Consider the following 19,137-nt stretch of genomic DNA (forward strand, 5'->3'; position numbering starts at 1 on the left):
GTGAACTCTCTCATTCCGCTGCTGGTCGCGGCGCCGCTGGCCGGTGCTGCCCTGCTGCTGCTCGGCGGACGGGCCCTGGATCGGCTCGGGCACTGGATCGCGACGGCCCTGGCCGCGCTCTCCTTCGCCCTCGGCCTGGCCCTGTTCGCGGACATGCTCGGCCGGGACGCCGAGCACCGCGCCGTCATCGAGCAGGTGTACACCTGGATCCCGGTGGACGGCTTCCGGGCCGACGTCGCCTTCCAGCTCGACCAACTCTCGATCACCTTCGTCCTGCTGATCACCGGCGTCGGCACCCTGATCCACCTGTACTCGGTGGGCTACATGGCGCACGACGAGCGCCGCCGCCGCTTCTTCGCCTACCTGAACCTGTTCCTGGCCGCCATGCTGGTCCTGGTGCTGGCCGACAACTACCTGCTGCTGTACGTCGGTTGGGAGGGCGTGGGCCTCGCGTCCTACCTGCTGATCGGGTTCTGGCAGCACAAGCCGAGCGCCGCGACGGCCGCCAAGAAGGCGTTCATCGTCAACCGGGTCGGCGACATGGGCCTGTCCATCGCGATCATGCTGATGTTCGTCGAGTTCGGGTCCTTCGCCTTCCGGCCGGTGTTCGCCACCGCGGGCGACGCGAGCGAGGGCAAGCTCACCGCGATCGGCCTGATGCTGCTGCTGGCGGCCTGCGGCAAGTCGGCGCAGGTGCCGCTGCAGTCCTGGCTGGGCGACGCGATGGAGGGCCCGACCCCGGTCTCGGCCCTGATCCACGCGGCCACCATGGTCACCGCGGGCGTCTACCTGATCGTCCGCTCCGGCGCGATCTTCAACCTGGCGCCGGACGCGCAGACCGCCGTGGTGGTGGTCGGCGCGGTGACGCTGCTGTTCGGTGCGGTCGTCGGTTGCGCCAAGGACGACATCAAGAAGGCCCTGGCGGGCTCGACCATGTCGCAGATCGGCTACATGATCATGGCGGCGGGCCTGGGCCCGATCGGCTACGCCTTCGCGATCATGCACCTGGTCACCCACGGCTTCTTCAAGGCCGGGCTGTTCCTCGGCGCCGGGTCGGTCATGCACGGCATGAACGACGAGGTGAACATGCGGCACTACGGCGGTCTGCGCAAGTACATGCCGATCACCTTCGCCACCTTCGGCCTCGGCTACCTGGCGATCATCGGCTTCCCGTTCCTGTCCGGCTACTTCTCCAAGGACAAGATCATCGAGGCGGCGTTCGCCAAGGGCGGCACCGAGGGCTGGATCCTCGGCCTGTGCGCCCTGACCGGCGCCGCGGTCACCGCGTTCTACATGACCCGGGTGATGGTGCTGACCTTCTTCGGCGAGAAGCGCTGGCAGCCCACGGCAGACATCAGCGGCTCCGCCGCGGGGGACGGCAACCTCCCGCACCCGCACGAGTCCCCGAAGTCGATGACGATCCCGATGGTCGTGCTGGCCTTCGGCTCGGTCTTCGCGGGCGGCCTGTTCGTCTACGGGAACTCCTTCCTGCACTGGCTGGAGCCGGTCACCGGCCACGCCGAGGGCGACTCCCCGCTGGGCCAGTGGACCGTCACCGGCCTCGCCACCGTCTGCATGCTCGCGGGCGCCGCCCTGGCCTGGCAGATGTACGGACGCAACCCCGTCCCGGTCAAGCCGCCGGTCGGCTCGCTGCTCACCCGGGCCGCCCGCCGCGACCTGCTGCAGGACGACTTCAACCACGCCGTCCTGGTCCGCCCCGGCTCGGCGCTGGCCGCCACCCTGGTCTGGTTCGACAGCCGGGGCCTGGACGGCCTCGTCAACGGCCTGGCCGCCGCGATCGGCGGGATCTCCGCCCGGCTGCGCCGGATCCAGACCGGCTACGTCCGCACGTACGCGCTCTCCATGTTCGGCGGCACGCTGGTGCTGGTCGCCTCCACTCTCCTGATGAGGTCGGTCTGATGAGCTACCTCCTCTCCGCCACCTGTGCCGTCCCGGCCGCCGGAGCGGTGCTCACCGCCGCCCTCCCGGCCGGGACCAGCGAGGCCCGGCGGCGCACCACCAAGACCGTCGCGCTCGCGGTCTCCGTCCTCACCCTCGGCCTGGCCGCCGCGATCGCCGTCGCCTTCGAACCCGGCGGCGCCCGCTACCAGTTGACCGAGTCCCACTCCTGGATCCGCTCCTTCGGGATCAGCTTCTCGCTCGGCGCGGACGGCATCGGCACCGCCCTGGTGCTGCTCACCGCCGTCCTGGTGCCGCTGGTGATGCTGGCCGGCTGGCACGACGCCGACCCGTCGGCCCCCGAGGGCTCCTTCGAGTCCAAGCGGCGCACCCAGGCGTTCTTCGCGCTGATCCTGGCCGTCGAGGCGATGGTGCTGGTGTCCTTCCTGGCCACCGACGTCTTCGTGTTCTACGTGTTCTTCGAAGCCATGCTGATCCCGATGTACTTCCTGATCGGCGGCTTCGGCGACCGGGCGGGCGGCCCCGACGCGGACCGCCAGCGCTCGTACGCGGCCGTCAAGTTCCTGCTGTACAACCTGCTCGGCGGCCTGGTCATGCTGGCCGCCGTGATCGGCCTGTACGTGGTGGCCGCCGACCAGGGGCAGGCGACGTTCAGCCTGACCGCGCTGACCGACGCGATCTCCTCCGGCAAGCTGGTGATCGACCCGAACGCGCAGCGGGCGCTGTTCCTCGGCTTCTTCTTCGCCTTCGCGGTGAAGGCCCCGATGTGGCCGCTGCACACCTGGCTGCCGAACGCGATGGGCGAGTCCACCGCCGGGACGGCCGTGCTGATCACCGCGGTGGTCGACAAGGTCGGCACCTTCGCGATGCTGCGCTTCTGCCTGGGCCTGTTCCCGGACGCGTCCAGGACCTTCGCCCCGGTGATCATGGTGCTGGCGCTGATCGGCATCGTCTACGGCGCGCTGGTCGCGATCGGGCAGAAGGACATCAAGCGGCTGGTCGCCTACGCGTCCATCTCGCACTTCGGGTTCATCATCCTGGGCGTCTTCGCGATGACCAGCCAGGGCCAGTCCGGCGCGACCCTCTACATGGTCAACCACGGCATCTCCACCGCCGCCTGGATGCTGGTCGCGGGCTTCCTGATCTCCCGCCGCGGCTCCCGCCTGATCGCCGACTACGGCGGCGTGCAGAAGGTCGCCCCGGTGCTGGCCGGGACCTTCCTGATCGGCGGCCTGGCGACCCTGTCGCTGCCCGGCATGGCCCCGTTCGTCAGCGAGTTCCTGGTCCTGGTCGGCACCTTCAGCCGCTACCCGGCGATCGGGATCGTCGCGACCTTCGGCATCGTGCTGGCCGCGCTGTACGCCCTGCTGCTGTACCAGCGCACCATGACCGGCCCGGTGAAGGCCGGCGTCGAGGGCGTCAAGGACCTGAAGGTCCGCGAACTGGCCGTCGTCGCCCCGCTGGTGGCGCTGACCCTGCTGCTGGGCGTCTACCCGAAGCCGCTCACCGACCTGGTGAACCCGGCCGTGAACGACACCCTCGGCCAGGTCCACCGCACCGACCCGGCACCGGCCCACCCGGTCGCCGCCACCAACGGAGGCGAGCAGAAGTGATCCCCGTCCACGCACTGGCCGCCGCCAACGGCAGCGGTCCGAGCATCCCCGCCCCGCACATCGAGTACGGGCAGCTCTCGCCGATGCTGGTGGTCTTCGGCGCCGCGCTGCTCGGCGTGCTGGTCGAGGCCTTCCTGCCGCGGCGCCTGCGCGCCACCGCCCAGCTGGGCGTCTCGCTGCTCGGCCTCGGCGGCGCCTTCGCCGCCGTGGTGGTGCTCGCCGCCCAGGGCCACGGCACCACCAAGGCCGGGCTGCTGGCGATGGGCGCGGTCGCCATCGACGGCCCGGCGCTGTTCCTGCAGGGCGTGATCCTGCTCACCGCGGTGCTCGCGGTGCTGACCTACGCCGAGGGCCGGCTGGAGCCGCGGATCAACGGCCACCGGGTCGACGCGTTCGCCGCCCAGGCCGCGGCCGTCCCCGGCGGCGAGCAGGAGCGCGACGCGACCCGCGAGGGCCTGCGCACCACCGAGATCTACCCGCTGACCCTGTTCGCGGTCGGCGGCATGCTGCTCTTCCCCGCCGCCAACGACCTGCTGACCATGTTCGTCGCGCTGGAGGTGCTCTCCCTCCCGCTGTACCTGATGTGCGCGCTCGCCCGGCGCCGCCGCCTGATCTCGCAGGAGGCGGCCGTCAAGTACTTCCTGCTCGGCGCGTTCGCCTCGGCGTTCTTCCTGTTCGGCACCGCCCTGGTGTACGGCTACGCGGGCTCGCTGCAACTGGGCGAGATCGCCGACGTGGTCTCCGGCGTCTCCCAGGTCACCCCGGCGCTCGCCGTCACCACCCAGAACGACGCGCTGCTGCTGATCGGCCTGGCCATGCTGGCCGTCGGCCTGCTCTTCAAGGTCGGCGCGGTGCCGTTCCACTCCTGGACGCCGGACGTCTACCAGGGCGCCCCGACCCCGGTCACCGGGTTCATGGCGGCCGCCACCAAGACCGCCGCGTTCGGCGCCCTGCTGCGGCTGTTCTACGTCGCCTTCCCCGGCATCCGCTGGGACTGGCGGCCCGTCATGTGGGGCGTGGCGATCCTCACCATGGTGGTCGGCGCGGTGCTGGCCATCACCCAGCAGGACGTGAAGCGGCTGCTCGCCTACTCCTCGGTCGCGCACGCCGGGTTCATCCTGACCGGCCTGATCGCCACCGACCGGCGCGGCGTCGCCGCGGTGCTCTTCTACCTGCTGGCGTACTCCTTCGTCACGCTCGGCGCGTTCGCCGTGGTCACCCTGGTGCGGGACTCCAAGGGCGAGGCCACCCACCTGTCCAACTGGGCCGGGCTGGGCCGCCGTTCGCCGCTGCTGGCGGCGGTGTTCGCGCTGTTCCTGCTGGCCTTCGCGGGCATCCCGCTGACCTCCGGGTTCACCGGCAAGTTCGCGGTCTTCCAGGCCGCGGCCGAGGGCGGGGCCACCCCGCTGGTCATCGTCGGCGTGCTGTCCTCCGCGGTCGCCGCGTTCTTCTACATCCGGGTCATCGTGCTGATGTTCTTCTCCGACCCGCAGCCCTCCGGCCCCGCCGTGGCCGTCCCCAGCCCGCTCACCGCCACCGCCATCGGCGTCGGCGTGCTGGTCACCCTCGGCCTCGGCCTGCTCCCGCAGTACTTCCTCGACCTGGCCTCCAAGGCCGCCCTGTTCACCCGCTGAGCCGGCCCCGCCCCGTTCCGGCCCCCGCCCCACCGGGCGGGGGCCGGACTGCTGTTCGGCGGGCGAACAGGGCCCCGGCGAACCGTTTCGCCACTCGTCGCCACCCCTAGCCTGGGCTCCTACACTGGGTGCAGGAGGTGACCATGACTGCCGAACCGATCGACTGGACGTCCCCGCCCTCGGGAGGCTGGACCTACGACCAGGTCAAGGACCTCGATCTGCCCTTCGAGTTCGAGTTGGTGGATGGGGCGATCGTGGTCCGTGGCATGACCAGTCAGTGGCACGACACCGTGCGCGACGAGCTGTACTTCGCGCTCCGCAGCGCTCGCCAAGATCCGTACGAGGTCAACTCCGAACGCTGCGTGCTGGTCGACCCCTCCACCGTGCCCAAGCCCGACGTGGTGGTCTTCGACCGCACCGGGCTCGACTTCTTCACCATGGAGTGCGTGCCCGTCACCACCGTGGCGCTCGCCGTCGAGGTGGTCTCGCACGGCTCGCGCAGCGACGACCGGTTCCGCAAGCCCGGCATGTACGCCGAGGCGGGCATCCCGTTCTTCTGGCGGGTCGAGCGCGGCGAGGACGGCCTCCCGGTGGTCTACGAGTTCCACCTGGACGCGGAGACCGGCGTGTACGCCCCCGCGCCCGGCACGGCCGTCCACCACGGCACCCTGAGCACCGTCCTGCCCTACCCCGTCGAGGTCGACCTGACCCGGATCGTCCCCCGCTGACCGGCGTCCTCCCCGCCGCCTCCCGCCACCAGGGAAGTCGGGCCCATGCCCGTGCAGTGATCCACTCCGGACCGGATACGCTGCCTTGTATGTGCATCGGCGAGGCTGAGGGACCGGCCCGCTGGGTCGACCAGGGACAGGAGTGGTCAGCGTGACCGTCGTGGGGCCCTTCGGGCTGAGCGTGCAGGACCGCGATCTGACCCGTGACGTCCAGACCGGGATGGAGGCCGTGGAGGCCGCCCTGATCGAGGCCGTCAAGAGCGACGTGCCCTTCATCACGGTGACCGCCAGCCACCTCATCGAGGCCGGGGGCAAGCGGTTCAGGCCGCTGCTGGTGATGCTCGCCGCCCAGTTCGGCGATCCCGCGGCGCCCGGCGTGGTGCCCTCCGCCGTGGTGGTCGAGCTGACCCACCTCGCGACGCTCTACCACGACGACGTGATGGACGAGGCGCCCGTGCGCCGCGGCGCCCCCAGCGCCAACAGCCGCTGGGACAACTCGGTGGCCATCCTCACCGGCGACTTCCTGTTCTCCCGCGCCTCCCAGGTGCTCTCCGACCTCGGCCCCGAGGCCGTCCGGATCCAGTCCGACGCCTTCGAGCGGCTGGTCACCGGCCAGATCCTGGAGACCGCCGGGCCGCGCCCCGAGGACGACCCGCTGCGCCACTACCTGGACGTCATCTCCGGCAAGACCGGCTCGCTGATCGCCGTCTCCTGCCGCTTCGGCTCGCTGATGGCCGGGGCCGAGCCGTGGATCGTCGACCTGCTCACCCAGTACGGCGAGCGGATCGGCACCGCCTTCCAGCTCGCCGACGACGTCCTGGACATCGCCAGCGACGGCCACGAGTCCGGCAAGACCCCCGGCACCGACCTGCGCGAGGGCGTCCCCACCCTGCCCGTGCTGATGCTGCGCCAGATGCCCGCCGACCCGGCCGACCCCGAGGACGCCCGGCTGCGCGCCCTGCTCGACACCGACCTCGCCGCCGACGACGACGCCCACGCCGAGGCGCTGCGCCTGCTGCGCCGCCACCCGGCGCTGGAGCGGGCCCGCCGCGAGACGCTGCGCTACGCCGAGGAGGCCCGCGCGCTGCTCGACACCCTGCCCGACTGCCCCGCGAAGTCCGCCCTGCAGGAGCTGTGCGACACGGTGGCGATCCGCACCATGTAGCCGGTGCGCCCATGGCACCGCCCCGTTCTCGATAGGGTCGGTGCCATGTTGCGCGTGGTGATCGCCGAGGACTCCGTGCTGCTCCGGGAGGGGCTGACACGACTGCTGACGGACCGTGGGATGGAGGTCGTGGCGGGCGTCGGGGACGGCGCCGCCCTGGTGCGGACGATCGACGAGCTGCACGGCGCGGGCGCCCTGCCGGACGTCGTGGTGGCGGACGTGCGGATGCCCCCGACGCACACCGACGAGGGCGTGCGGGCCTGCGTGGAACTGCGCGGCCGCCACCCCGACCTGGGCGTGCTGGTGCTCTCCCAGCACGTCGAGCAGCAGTACGCCAGCGAACTGCTGGCCGGCTCCACCCGCGGGGTGGGCTACCTGCTCAAGGACCGGGTCGCCGAGGTCCGCGAGTTCGCCGACGCGGTGGCCCAGGTCGCCGACGGCGGCACGGTGCTCGACCCGGAGGTGGTGCAGCAGCTGTTCAGCCGCAGCCGCCGGGGCGACACCCTGGCCGCCCTGACCCCGCGCGAGCGCGAGGTGCTCGGCCTGATGGCGGAGGGCCGCACCAACGCGGCGATCGCCAAGCAACTGGTGGTCTCCGACGGCGCGGTCGAGAAGCACGTGTCGAACATCTTCCAGAAACTGGGTTTGGGCCAGAGCCAGGGTGATCACCGGCGAGTTCTCGCCGTCCTCGCCTACCTGGCGTCCTGACCCCGTTCCGGCCACCGGAACGGTCTGCGCGAGTTCCCCTCCACTCGCGCCCCACCCGCTTAGGATTCCCTCGGTGCACCAGGCGGACGGGGCACACGGCTCACGCCCGCTGCTGGCTCCCCGACAGGAGGTCCGCGGCAGTGACCAGTCAGGTCGATCAGTCAGAAGCAGTGGACGGCCCGGACGGCGACGGCCCGGCCGGGGCGGCGCGTCCGGCGTCCGGGCGGACGGCCAAGCCGATCCGGCGGTTGGACCGGGTGATCATCCGCTTCGCGGGCGACTCGGGCGACGGCATGCAGCTCACCGGCGACCGTTTCACCTCGGAGACGGCGGCGTTCGGCAACGACCTGTCCACGCTGCCGAACTTCCCGGCCGAGATCCGGGCGCCCGCCGGGACGCTGCCGGGGGTCTCCAGCTTCCAGCTGCACTTCGCCGACCACGACATCCTCACGCCGGGCGACGCGCCGGACGTGCTGGTGGCGATGAACCCGGCGGCGCTGAAGGCGAACCTGCCGGACCTGTCGGCCGGGGCGGAGATCATCGTCAACACCGACGAGTTCACCAAGCGGGCGCTGGCGAAGGTCGGCTACGCGGCCTCCCCGCTGGAGGACGGTTCGCTGGAGGCGTTCCGGCTGCACCCGGTGCCGCTGACCACGCTGACGCTGGAGGCGCTGAAGGACAGCGGGCTGGCCCGCAAGGACGCCGAGCGGGCGAAGAACATGTTCGCGCTGGGTCTGCTGTCGTGGATGTACCACCGGCCGACGCACGGCACCGAGCTGTTCCTGCGGCAGAAGTTCGCCAAGAAGCCGGAGATCGCCGAGGCCAACGTGGCGGCGTTCCGGGCCGGTTGGAACTTCGGCGAGACCACCGAGGAGTTCGCGGTCTCCTACGAGGTGCCGCCCGCCGAGCTGGCCCCCGGTACCTACCGCAACATCTCCGGCAACCTGGCGCTCTCGTACGGCCTGGTCGCGGCGGGGGAGCGCTCGGGCCTGCCGGTGTTCCTCGGCTCGTACCCGATCACCCCGGCCTCGGACATCCTGCACGAGCTGTCGAAGCACAAGAACTTCGGCGTGCGCACCTTCCAGGCGGAGGACGAGATCGCCGGGATCGGCGCCGCGCTGGGCGCGGCGTTCGGCGGGGCGCTGGGGGTGACGACGACCTCCGGGCCGGGCGTGGCGCTGAAGTCGGAGACGATCGGGCTGGCGGTGTCGCTGGAGCTGCCGCTGCTGGTGGTCGACATCCAGCGCGGCGGCCCGTCCACCGGCCTGCCGACCAAGACCGAGCAGGCCGACCTGCTGCAGGCGATGTTCGGCCGCAACGGCGAGGCGCCGGTGCCGGTGGTGGCGCCCGCGACGCCCGCCGAGTGCTTCACCGCCGCGCTGGACGCGGCCCGGATCGCGCTCACCTACCGGACGCCGGTGTTCCTGCTCTCGGACGGCTACCTGGCCAACGGCTCCGAGCCGTGGAAGCTCCCGGAGGTCGACGAACTCCCGGACCTGCGCGTCGAGTTCGCGACCGAACCGAACGGCCCGGGCGGCTCCTTCCGCCCCTACCAGCGCGACCCGCGGACGCTGGCCCGCCCGTGGGCGGTGCCCGGCACGCCGGGCCTGGAGCACCGGATCGGCGGCATCGAGAAGCAGGACGGCACCGGCAACATCTCGTACGACCCGGCGAACCATGACTTCATGGTCCGCACCCGGCAGGCCAAGGTCGACAACATCGCCGTCCCGGACGTCGAGGTCGACGACCCGAGCGGCGCGGCCCGGGTCCTGGTGCTCGGCTGGGGCTCCACGTACGGCCCGATCACGGCCGCGGTGCGCCGGGTGCGGGCGGACGGCGGGCACGTCGCCCAGGCCCACCTGCGCCACCTGAACCCCTTCCCGGCCAACCTCGGCGCGGTGCTGGAGCGCTACGAGCGGGTGATCGTCCCCGAGATGAACCTCGGCCAGCTCGCCCTGCTGCTGCGCGCCAGGTACCTGGTCGACGCGCAGTCCTACAACCAGGTCCGCGGCCTGCCGTTCAAGGCCGCCCAACTCGCCGACGTGCTGCACGCCGCGCTCGGCAGCCTCGACGCGGAGGAGACCCGATGACCGACTTCCCCGCCCTGCGCCTGGTCCCCAAGGCGGACGGCCCGCAGTCCGCGAAGGACTTCAAGACCGACCAGGAGGTGCGCTGGTGCCCGGGCTGCGGCGACTACGCGATCCTGGCGGCCGTGCAGTCCTTCATGCCCGAGCTGGGCATCCGGCGGGAGAACACCGTCTTCGTCTCCGGCATCGGCTGCTCCTCGCGCTTCCCGTACTACATGAACACCTACGGGATGCACTCGATCCACGGCCGCGCCCCGGCGATCGCCACCGGCCTGGCCGCCTCCCGCCCCGACCTGTCGGTGTGGGTGGTCACCGGTGACGGCGACGCGCTGTCGATCGGCGGCAACCACCTGATCCACGCGCTGCGCCGCAACGTCAACCTGAAGATCCTGCTGTTCAACAACCGGATCTACGGGCTGACCAAGGGCCAGTACTCGCCCACCAGCGAGGTCGGCAAGATCACCAAGTCGACGCCGATGGGCTCGCTGGACGCCCCGTTCAACCCGCTGTCGCTGGCGATCGGCGCCGAGGCGAGCTTCGTGGCCCGCACCATCGACTCCGACCGGCAGCACCTGCAGTCCGTGCTGCGGGCCGCCGCGCGGCACGAGGGCACCGCGCTGGTGGAGATCTACCAGAACTGCAACATCTTCAACGACGGCGCCTTCGAGCTCCTGAAGGAGCCCGGCACCCGCGACGAGGCGCTGATCCGGCTGGAGCACGGGCAGCCGGTCCTGGTCGGCGCCGGGCACCACGTGGTCCGCGACCCGGACGGCGAACTGCGGATCGCCCCGCGCACCGAGGGCACCGCGATCGTCCACGACGCCCACGCGGCCGGACCGAGCACCGCCTTCGCGCTCACCCGGCTCGCCGACGCCGACACCCTGCACCACACGCCCATCGGCGTGCTGCGCGACGTGTCCCGCCCGGTCTACGACGCCCAGCTGACCGAGCAGCTCGCCCGCGCCGAGGAGCGGCAGGGCCGCGGCGACCTGGCCGCGCTGCTCGCGGGCTCCAGCACCTGGACGGTGGGCGGGTAGCGGCGCTGCGGCCGGGGCCCGGGGGAGCGGGGCGCCCCCGGGCCCCGGCCCTCCTCCCCATGTCAGGAGCCAAACCCGGAATCGGAGATGACACCGGCGCGTGCGGCCCGCTACCTTTCGGGTGAATGCGACAGCGTGCGGGCGAGGTGAGGGGCAGGCCATGGCGGAGGGTGCGCGGGAGGCCAGGATCGGGTTGTGGAACGGCTTCGCGGCGTACGGGATGTGGGGGCTCTTCCCGCTGTTCTGGCCGCTGCTGGAGCCCGCCGGGGCCCTCGACATCCTGGCCAACCGGATGGTGTGGTCGCTGGTCGCGGTCGGCGCGATGCTGCTGGCGCGCCGCCGCTGGGCGTGGATCCGCCCGCTGCTGCGCCAGCCGCGCCGCCTGGGCCTGCTGGCGCTGGCCGCCGCCACCGTCTCGGTCAACTGGGGCGTCTACATCTGGGGCGTGAACTCCGGCCACGTGGTGGAGACCAGCCTCGGCTACTTCATCAACCCGCTGGTCACCATCGCCTTCGGGGTGCTGGTGCTGCGCGAGCGGCTGCGCCCGGCGCAGTGGGCGGCGGTGGGCGTCGGCGCCGCGGCCGTGCTGGTGCTGACGGTGGCGTACGGCCGCCCGCCGTGGATCGCGCTGGCGCTGGCGTTCTCCTTCGCCACCTACGGGCTGCTGAAGAAGAAGGTCGGCCTGGGCGGCGCGGAGAGCCTCGCCGTGGAGAGCGCCGTGATGTTCCCCTTCGCGCTGGCCTTCCTGGTCTACCTGGGGGTGCGCGGCGAGGGCACCCTCGGCCACGGCTGGGGGCACAGCGCGCTGCTGGTGCTCAGCGGCGTGATCACGGCGGTGCCGCTGATGTGCTTCGGCGCGGCCGCGCTGCGGGTGCCGCTGACCACGCTGGGGCTGCTGCAGTACCTGGCGCCGGTCTTCCAGTTCCTGATCGGCGTCGCGGTGTTCCACGAGACGATGGCCCCGGCCCGCTGGGCGGGCTTCGCGCTGGTCTGGGTGGCCCTGGTGCTGCTCAGCGGGGACGCGCTGCGCCGGATGCGGGCCGAGCGCCGGCGGGCCCCCGTCCTGGAGGCCGTCGCGGGCTGACGGCCGGACCTCAGACCCGCGCGAGCTCGCGGGCCAGCCGGGCGCCGTCGCGGTGCCCGGTGAACGCGCCCGCGGCGGCGACCGCGGCGGCCCGGCGGCCGGGGGCGAGCAGGCCGCCGTGGGCCAGCGAGTCGACCGGGCGGCGGGTGCGCCACTCGTCCAGCGACCAGCGGGCGTACGGGCCGAACAGGGCGCGGGTGGTGTCCGGCAGGTCGGTGCGGGCGGGGACGGCGGCGCGGGCCCCGTTCAGGGCGACCTGGCCGTCTGGGCCCGCGCAGACGTCCAGCCAGGCCAGCGCGGCGGAGCGGTTGCGGGCCCCGCGGGGCAGCGCGAAGGCGTCGAGGCGGGACTGGAACAGGCCCTCGGTGCCGGGCACCGGCACCCAGCCGTAGTCGGTGCCCGGGCGCAGGGCCAGGTCGTCGCGCAGCCAGGTGTCCGCCCAGTCGCCGGTGAGCAGGTACCCGGCCTGGCCGGTGCCGAGCAGCCGGGCGGCGTCCGTCCAGTCGGCCCCCGGCGCGGGCGGGGCGGCCAGCGCCAGCAACTGGTCCAGGGTGTGCAGCGCGCCGGTCGTGGCGGGGGAGTCCCAGGGCCCGCCGGGCCGCCACAGGGCGGCGAAGGCGTCCGGGCCGTGCGCGGCCAGCAGGACGGTCTCGGCCAGGTGCAGCACCTCGGTGGGGCCGCCGACGGCCAGCGGGGTGGCGCCGGTCGCGGCGACGCTCCGCAGCCGCTCCAGCAGCCCCGCGGTGTCCCGCGGGGCGGCGGACGCACCGGCGGCGGCCAGCACCCGCGGGTTGGTCCACAGCAGGTTGGTGCGGCGCGCCCCGGCCGCGACGGCGTGCAGGGCCCCGCGGACGCCCAGCCTGGGCAGCAGCGCCCCCGGCAGCCCGGCGGTCCAGCCGCGGGCCCTGGCGAGGCCGTCCAGCGGCTCCAAGTGGGGCGCGAGTTCGGCGAGTTCGGCCCCGCCGGAACACCGGACGCTGTCCGGCGGCGGGCCGTCGGCGAGCCGCGCCGCGAGAGCGGTGCCCGCCGGGTTGGAGCCGTCCCCCGCGACGAAGGTGACGTTCGGCGCCCGGCCCTTCAGCGCGGCCAGCAGCGCCTGCAGGCCGTTCTGCTCCGGGCCCGCCGTCCAGCCCGTCGAGACCTCCAGCAGCCCCGACGGCCCGCTCCCCGAACTCGCCTCCGCCGACCCGTACCGGGCCAGCGCCGTGCCGCACAGGGCGGCCAGTCCGCCGAGCAGGACCTGACGGCGGCGGATCGGCACGGCGCTCCCAGCGGGTCGAACGGGCGGGCGGGCGAACGACGGACGAACGGTCCGCGGCGGCCCACCATCCCACCGTCCGGCCCGAGCCCGCGTCAAGGGCCCGGCCCGGCACCCGTGAAGAACGCCTCCTCGGGATCTCCTCAACCGGACTCCCGGACTGCTAACGTCCGTGCTGCGCGACCCGGCCGCAGCTGTCCCGGCGCGCGGGAGGAACTCCGATGGTGCACCTCGCCCGGCCCGTGCTCCACCACGTTCCCGCGGTGCGGCGGGAAGCGGGCGGGGCCCAGAGCGGCGAGCTGCGCATCACCCGGCAGGCGGGCCTCCCCGCCGCCATCAGCTGGCGCCCCGCGGGCGGCGACCCGGTCGACCTGCTCCCGCCCTACCGCCTCGACCGGGTCGAACTCCGCCACTCGCCCCGCGCCCGCCTGCACGGCCTCACCGCGGGCGTCCGCCTCGTCACGGCCGGCTGGTCGCCGCTCTTCCTCGTCCCCCCGTCCGACCTCCCGGCCCTGGCCCTGGCGGCGGCGTCCACCCGCCAGGTGCGCTGACAGAGGGGGCCCTTCAGGGGCCCGGGGAACGGCGGGCACGAGTCTGCTGACGGTGCACTGCCGGTGCGCGCATCGGCTCCGGGTTCTGTTACCGCGGCCCGAAGCAGCACGGACCTCCGGTGGGCTCCGGCCGTCAGCAGCTCGGACTCGCCGTTCCCCGAGCCCCTGAATACGCGCCCTCCGGGCCCCGGATCAGCCCTTCGCGGCCTTCTGCAGGGTCTCCGCCGTGACCGCGCCGAGGTAGACGCGCCCGTCGTCGGTGATCAGGGCGTTGACGATGCGGGTGGAGACCAGGGTGCCGCCGTCGACGTGGCGGCCGGCGAACTTGCCGAGGCCCTTCGCGGCCTCGGCGCCCGCCTCGCCGTGCAGGACGGTGGTCCAGCCCTCGCCGATCACGGCGGCGGGGCCGGTGCCGGTGGTGTCGAGCTCGGGGAGGACGGAGGACAGCGGGCTGTCGGGGAGCCCGTCGGCGGGGGCCTCGGTGACCTTGGCGCCCTTGGGGGCGGTGAACTGGAAGGTCCCGGCGTCCGGCTCGGCGTAGGAGAGGCTGCCGAAGCGGACGTCGAAGGCGGTCGCGCCGTCGACGGTGCGGACCTGGACGGCCAGCGGCACGCCCTTCTCGGCGTCGATCGCGACCCGGATCTCGTCGATGGTGGAGCCGGACTGCTTCGGCTTGATGCTGAGCCGGTACGCGGCGTGCCCGGCGACCCGCTCGGTGCCGCCGACGGTGACGGCGGTGGTCGCGTCGGCCTGCTCCAGGAACCGCTTGGCGACCTCCTGCGGGGTGAAGGAGCCGATGCCGGGTTCGGCGGCCCGGTGCCCGTCCGCGGCGCCCGCCGGGGCGGTGAGGTGCAGCGCCTGCCGGGAGCCGCGGTCGTAGGCCCACAGCTGGGTGCCGTTGTGGACGAGCTCGTAGCCGGAGGACTTCTCGCCGGTGAGGACGACCTTCTGCCGGTCGGGCCCGGCGGCGGCGACGGTCAGGGTGTGCGAGCCGCCGAGGAGTTCGACGGCCTTGAGCTGCGGGTCGGCGCCGCCGACCGGGGCGCCGGCGCTGCGGGCCAGGTCGCCGACCGCGCCGGAGCCGGTGAGGGCGTCGGTGACGACGGTGGGCAGGCCGAGGTCGGCGCTGACCCGGACGGTGCCGGAGAAGGTGTCGGTGTCGGCGGCGAGCGCCTTGGCGACGAGGTCCTGGGCGCTGATCGCGGGCAGGTCGGGCGCCTCGTCGCTGGCGAGCGCGGGCAGTCCGATGCCGACGGCGACGGCGGCGGCCACGGCCACCGGCACGCCGACGCGGACGGCGGTACGCCGCTTCGCGGGCCGGGCCGGCCGACCGGCGGGTGCCGCGGGCGGTGCGATCCGGAGCGGTGTCGTGTCCTGTTCTGCGGTGGAGTCGTGCTCCATGGCAGCCCCCTTCCGAGTGCCTGTGCGCTGTCATCGTCCATTAGAGCCCCCGGCGGCCCGCGGGGGCGTCGCCCGGCGGCAGCAGATCCGGCTCCGCCTGGCGTTGTATCCGGGGCATTGCGACCCTGAGAAGCCGTCAGGGTCGTGTAGTCCCGCAGGGGTACCTCTCGCGTAGGGTCGGGCCCATGAGCCCTCAGCACCCCTCCGAGCGCCCGTCCGAGCCCACGTCCGCGCCCGCTCCCGCCCCCACCGCGACCGCGATGCGGCGCGCGCTGCGCCGGGCCAGGGACGGGGTGGCGCTGGACGTCGCGGAGGCGGCGGTGCTGCTGCAGGCCCGCGGCGCGGACCTCGCCGAGCTGTGCACGGTCGCGGCCCGGCTGCGGGACGCGGGGCTGGAGCAGGCGGGCCGCCCCGGCGTCATCACGTACTCGCGCAAGGTGTTCGTCCCGCTGACCAGGCTCTGCCGGGACCGCTGTCACTACTGCACCTTCGCCACCGTGCCCGGCAAGCTGCGCAAGGACGGGCACGGGCTGTACCTGTCCCCGGACGAGGTGCTGGACATCGCCCGCAAGGGCGCCGAACTCGGCTGCAAGGAGGCCCTGTTCACGCTCGGCGACCGCCCCGAGGAGCGGTGGCCCGAGGCCCGCGAGTGGCTGGACGCGCACGGCTACGACGACACCCTGGCGTACGTGCGGGCGATGGCGGTGCGGGTGCTGGAGGAGACCGGACTGCTGCCGCACCTCAACCCCGGCGTGCTGTCCTGGACGGACTTCCAGCGGCTCAAGCCGGTCGCCCCGTCGATGGGCATGATGCTGGAGACCACCGCCGTCCGCCTCTGGTCGGAGCCCGGCGGCCCGCACCACGGCTCGCCCGACAAGGAACCGGCCGTCCGGCTGCGGGTGCTGGAGGACGCCGGGCGCAGCGCGGTGCCGTTCACCACCGGGGTGCTGATCGGCATCGGCGAGACGTACGAGGAGCGGGCCGACTCGCTGCTGGCGATCCGCAGGGTCGCCCGCGCCTACCAGGGCGTGCAGGAGGTGATCGTGCAGAACTTCCGGGCCAAGCCGGACACCGCGATGCGCGCCATGCCGGACGCCGAACTGTCCGAGCTGGCCGCGGCGGTGGCGGTGGCCCGGCTGGTGCTCGGGCCCGCGGCCCGGATCCAGGCGCCGCCGAACCTGGTGGACGCCGAGTACGCGCTGCTGATCGGCGCGGGCATCGACGACTGGGGCGGCGTCTCCCCGCTGACGCCCGACCACGTCAACCCGGAGCGCCCCTGGCCGCACGTCGAAGAACTGGCCGAACGCACCGCCGCCGCCGGGTTCGCCCTGCGCGAGCGGTTGACGATCTACCCCGAGTACCTCCAGCGCGGCGAGCCCTGGCTGGACCCGCGCCTGCTGCCGCACGTCCGGGCGCTGGCCGACCCGGCGACCGGCCTGGCCGTGGAGGGCCGGAACCCGGTCGGCCTGCCCTGGCAGGAGCCGGACGAGCCGATGACCGGCGGCGGCCGCACCGACCTGTTCCGCACCGTCGACACCGAGGGCCGCACCGGCGACCGGCGTTCCGACTTCGACGACGTGTACGGCGACTGGGAGGCGCTGCGCGAGCAGGCCGCGCTGCCCGCCCCCCGCCGCCTGGACGCCGACCTGCGGGCCGCGCTGTCCACGGCCGCCGACGACCCGGTCAAGCTGACGGACGACCAGGCGCTGGCCCTGTTCCAGGCCGACGGCGACGCGCTGGACGCGCTCACCCGGATCGCCGACGACCTGCGCCGCGACACCGTCGGCGAGGACGTCACGTACTGCGTCACCCGGAACATCAACTTCACCAACGTCTGCTACACCGGCTGCCGGTTCTGCGCCTTCGCCCAGCGCCGCACCGACGCCGACGCCTACACCCTCTCGCTGGAGCAGGTCGCCGAACGGGCCGAGCAGGCCTGGCGGGTCGGGGCGACCGAGGTGTGCATGCAGGGCGGCATCCACCCGGACCTGCCGGGCACCGCGTACTTCGACATCGCGCAGGCGGTGAAGGAGCGGGTGCCGGGCATCCACGTGCACGCCTTCTCGCCGATGGAGGTGGTCAACGGGGCGACCAGGACCGGCCTGCCGATCCGCGAGTGGCTGCTGCGGGCCAAGGGCGCCGGGCTGGACTCCATCCCCGGCACGGCCGCGGAGATCCTGGACGACGAGGTCCGCTGGGTGCTGACCAAGGGCAAGCTGCCCGCCGCGACCTGGGTCGAGGTGGTCACCGCCGCCCACGAGCTGGGCATCCGCTCCTCCTCGACGATGATGTACGGCCACGTCGACACCCCGAAGCACTGGCTGGGCCACCTGCGGCTGCTCGCCGGGATCCAGCAGCGCACCGGCGGCTTCACCGAGTTCGTCACCCTGCCGTTCGTGCACACCAACGCGCCGGTCTACCTGGCGGGCATCGCCCGGCCCGGCCCGACCGCCCGCGACAACCGGGCGGTGACCGCGATGGCCCGGCTGCTGCTGCACCCGCACATCACCAACATCCAGACCAGTTGGGTGAAGCTGGGCGCGGAGGGCGCCGCCGAGATGCTCCGCAGCGGCGCCAACGACCTGGGCGGCACCCTGATGGAGGAGACCATCTCCCGGATGGCGGGCTCCTCCTGGGGCTCCTACAAGTCGGTCCGCGACCTGGAGGCGATCGCCGCGCTGGCCGGCCGCCCGGCCCGCCAGCGCACCACCCTCTACGGCGAGGTGCCCGCCGAGCGCCGCGCCGCCGCGCTGGCCTCCGACGGGCACCTGCCGCAACTGCTCCCGGTGCTGGACTGACGCGGGTCAGCCGACCCGGCCGACCAGCAGGTCCCGGCGCAGCTCCTCCGCGTCCGCGCCCAGGCCCTCCAGGTAGGCGTCGAAGCCGCCGTAGCGGGCCCGCACCTCGTCGAAGCCCGCGGCCAGGTACTCGGGGCGGACCTCCAGCAGCGGCCGGTACACCGCCTGGTAGGCGGGCGGCAGTTGGGCCAGCGCCGCGGCGTTGGCCTGGGCCCGGTAGGTGTTGGACGCCAGGTAGTCGGCCCGCACCGTCTCCTGCGGCACGCCGAGGGCGGTGAGCAGGGCGGCCGCGCCCCAGCCGGTGCGGTCCTTGCCCGCGGTGCAGTGGAACAGCACGGCGCCGCGGCCGCCGGCGGCGTCCAGCAGCTGCGCGTAGGCGGCGCGGGCGCTGTCGGCGGAGACCATGGTGCGCTCGCCCGCGATCATCGCGTCGACCGCGGCCTGCGGGCTGCCGACGTCGAACTGCCCGGTGTCGGCGGTGCCCAGCACGTTCGCGGAGACGCTCCGCGCGCCCGCCGGGAGCCGGTCGGGAGCGGCCTGCCGCTCGGCGGGGGTGCGCAGGTCGAGGACGGTGCGGATGCCCAGGCGCTGCAGCTTGGCGAGGTCCTGGTCGGTCAGCTTCGACAGGTCGTCCGAGCGGTACACCCGGCCGAGCTCCACCCACCGGCCGTCCGCCGTCCGGTAGCCGCCCAGGTCGCGAAAGTTGGGGGCGGAGGCCAGGTGCAGCGAGCGGTCGGCGACCACCAGCGGCGCGCCCCGGTCCGGCACCAGCTCGAAGTACCAGCGGTCGGCCGCGCCGAGGCCGGAGACGGTGACGGTGGCGCTACCCGCGCCGGACGCGACGGCCCGGCGGTGCGCGACGTGCTCCCGGTCGGTGCCCGCGTACACGGTGACGTGCCGGGCGCCGGGCGCGGTCCAGCTGAGGGTGAAGCCGCCGTCGGCCTGCTGGGCGGCGGTGGCGGCGGTGAACGGGATCGTGCGCGCCGCGTGCTGCGCCGAGGCGGCGGACGGGGCGGCGAGCGCGGGGGTGGCGAGCGCGGGGGCGGCGACGGTCAGCGCGGCGGTGAGGGCGGCCGCGGCGACCAGCCGGGTGCGGGGGGAGGTCATGGACGCCGACCGTAGGCACACCGACCGCTGGGCCGGTGGCCTGCGG

14 protein-coding genes are annotated in these 19,137 nt (G+C 73.7%); 11 read left to right on the forward strand and 3 right to left on the reverse strand.

The window, feature by feature from the left end; all coding sequences use genetic code 11:
• From nuoL to rarD, 9 genes are all read left to right on the forward strand, one after another.
• The gene (gene nuoL / locus ACFY00_RS10820; protein WP_388029607.1) at positions 1 to 1,920 is read left to right on the forward strand and encodes an NADH-quinone oxidoreductase subunit L; all 1,920 of its coding nucleotides are present in this window, start codon (positions 1 to 3) and stop codon (positions 1,918 to 1,920) included.
• On the forward strand, positions 1,920 to 3,533 hold the full coding sequence (locus tag ACFY00_RS10825) for an NADH-quinone oxidoreductase subunit M (RefSeq protein ID WP_388029609.1): 1,614 nt from the start codon (positions 1,920 to 1,922) through the stop codon (positions 3,531 to 3,533). Before nuoL ends, ACFY00_RS10825 begins: the two co-directional genes overlap by 1 nt.
• Positions 3,530 to 5,167: an NADH-quinone oxidoreductase subunit NuoN gene (gene nuoN, locus ACFY00_RS10830; RefSeq protein ID WP_388029612.1), complete on the forward strand. Its 1,638-nt coding sequence runs from the start codon at positions 3,530 to 3,532 to the stop codon at positions 5,165 to 5,167. The genes ACFY00_RS10825 and nuoN overlap by 4 nt, the downstream gene beginning before the upstream one ends.
• 143 nt (positions 5,168 to 5,310) lie before the next feature.
• Positions 5,311 to 5,895 carry a Uma2 family endonuclease gene (locus tag ACFY00_RS10835; RefSeq protein WP_388029614.1) on the forward strand — a complete coding sequence of 195 codons (585 nt, stop codon included), beginning with the start codon at positions 5,311 to 5,313 and terminating at the stop codon, positions 5,893 to 5,895.
• Between the two features lie 151 nt (positions 5,896 to 6,046).
• Positions 6,047 to 7,060: a polyprenyl synthetase family protein gene (locus tag ACFY00_RS10840; RefSeq protein WP_388029617.1), complete on the forward strand. Its 1,014-nt coding sequence runs from the start codon at positions 6,047 to 6,049 to the stop codon at positions 7,058 to 7,060.
• A 48-nt stretch (positions 7,061 to 7,108) separates the two neighbouring features.
• Positions 7,109 to 7,768 carry a LuxR C-terminal-related transcriptional regulator gene (locus ACFY00_RS10845; RefSeq protein ID WP_388029814.1) on the forward strand — a complete coding sequence of 220 codons (660 nt, stop codon included), beginning with the start codon at positions 7,109 to 7,111 and terminating at the stop codon, positions 7,766 to 7,768.
• Between the two features lie 140 nt (positions 7,769 to 7,908).
• A complete protein-coding gene (locus ACFY00_RS10850; protein WP_388029619.1) occupies positions 7,909 to 9,858 on the forward strand; it encodes a 2-oxoacid:acceptor oxidoreductase subunit alpha in 1,950 nt (649 codons plus the stop codon).
• Entirely contained in the window at positions 9,855 to 10,892 is a 1,038-nt protein-coding gene (locus ACFY00_RS10855) for a 2-oxoacid:ferredoxin oxidoreductase subunit beta (RefSeq protein ID WP_388029621.1), read from the forward strand. The genes ACFY00_RS10850 and ACFY00_RS10855 overlap by 4 nt, the downstream gene beginning before the upstream one ends.
• Positions 10,893 to 11,052: 160 nt before the next feature.
• A complete protein-coding gene (rarD, locus tag ACFY00_RS10860; protein ID WP_388029624.1) occupies positions 11,053 to 11,976 on the forward strand; it encodes an EamA family transporter RarD in 924 nt (307 codons plus the stop codon).
• A 10-nt stretch (positions 11,977 to 11,986) separates the two neighbouring features.
• Here the strand turns inward: rarD and ACFY00_RS10865 are convergent, their stop codons facing one another.
• Positions 11,987 to 13,237: an ABC transporter substrate-binding protein gene (locus ACFY00_RS10865; protein WP_388029627.1), complete on the reverse strand. Its 1,251-nt coding sequence runs from the start codon at positions 13,235 to 13,237 to the stop codon at positions 11,987 to 11,989.
• Positions 13,238 to 13,455: 218 nt separating this feature from the next.
• On the opposite strand from ACFY00_RS10865, the gene ACFY00_RS10870 reads away from it, so the two are divergent.
• Positions 13,456 to 13,785 carry a hypothetical protein gene (locus ACFY00_RS10870; RefSeq protein WP_388029628.1) on the forward strand — a complete coding sequence of 110 codons (330 nt, stop codon included), beginning with the start codon at positions 13,456 to 13,458 and terminating at the stop codon, positions 13,783 to 13,785.
• A 192-nt stretch (positions 13,786 to 13,977) separates the two neighbouring features.
• On the opposite strand, the gene ACFY00_RS10875 is transcribed toward ACFY00_RS10870, so the two are convergent.
• Positions 13,978 to 15,186 carry an outer membrane lipoprotein carrier protein LolA gene (locus ACFY00_RS10875; RefSeq protein WP_388029630.1) on the reverse strand — a complete coding sequence of 403 codons (1,209 nt, stop codon included), beginning with the start codon at positions 15,184 to 15,186 and terminating at the stop codon, positions 13,978 to 13,980.
• A 185-nt stretch (positions 15,187 to 15,371) separates the two neighbouring features.
• Here ACFY00_RS10875 and ACFY00_RS10880 point away from each other — a divergent pair, with 185 nt between their 5' ends.
• Positions 15,372 to 17,984 (forward strand): bifunctional FO biosynthesis protein CofGH, encoded by a 2,613-nt coding sequence (locus ACFY00_RS10880; RefSeq protein WP_388029631.1) that lies wholly within the window; start codon positions 15,372 to 15,374, stop codon positions 17,982 to 17,984.
• A 6-nt stretch (positions 17,985 to 17,990) separates the two neighbouring features.
• Here ACFY00_RS10880 and ACFY00_RS10885 read toward each other — a convergent pair whose 3' ends face one another.
• Positions 17,991 to 19,091: a tyrosine-protein phosphatase gene (locus tag ACFY00_RS10885; RefSeq protein WP_388029633.1), complete on the reverse strand. Its 1,101-nt coding sequence runs from the start codon at positions 19,089 to 19,091 to the stop codon at positions 17,991 to 17,993.
• Between the last annotated feature and the right edge of the window lie 46 nt (positions 19,092 to 19,137).

The organism is Kitasatospora sp. NPDC001540 (assembly GCF_042894345.1).
Lineage (GTDB): Bacteria > Actinomycetota > Actinomycetes > Streptomycetales > Streptomycetaceae > Kitasatospora > Kitasatospora phosalacinea_C.

What these genes read in the sequence shown, in the direction of transcription:
- ACFY00_RS10825 (WP_388029609.1), top strand. Translation starts at nt 1,920, where the DNA reads ATGAGCTACCTCCTCTCCGCCACCTGTGCCGTCCCGGCCGCCGGAGCG.
- ACFY00_RS10835 (WP_388029614.1), top strand. Translation starts at nt 5,311, where the DNA reads ATGACTGCCGAACCGATCGACTGGACGTCCCCGCCCTCGGGAGGCTGG.
- ACFY00_RS10855 (WP_388029621.1), top strand. Translation starts at nt 9,855, where the DNA reads ATGACCGACTTCCCCGCCCTGCGCCTGGTCCCCAAGGCGGACGGCCCG.
- rarD (WP_388029624.1), top strand. Translation starts at nt 11,053, where the DNA reads ATGGCGGAGGGTGCGCGGGAGGCCAGGATCGGGTTGTGGAACGGCTTC.
- ACFY00_RS10870 (WP_388029628.1), top strand. Translation starts at nt 13,456, where the DNA reads ATGGTGCACCTCGCCCGGCCCGTGCTCCACCACGTTCCCGCGGTGCGG.
- ACFY00_RS10875 (WP_388029630.1), bottom strand. Translation starts at nt 15,186, where the DNA reads ATGGAGCACGACTCCACCGCAGAACAGGACACGACACCGCTCCGGATC.
- ACFY00_RS10880 (WP_388029631.1), top strand. Translation starts at nt 15,372, where the DNA reads ATGAGCCCTCAGCACCCCTCCGAGCGCCCGTCCGAGCCCACGTCCGCG.
- ACFY00_RS10885 (WP_388029633.1), bottom strand. Translation starts at nt 19,091, where the DNA reads ATGACCTCCCCCCGCACCCGGCTGGTCGCCGCGGCCGCCCTCACCGCC.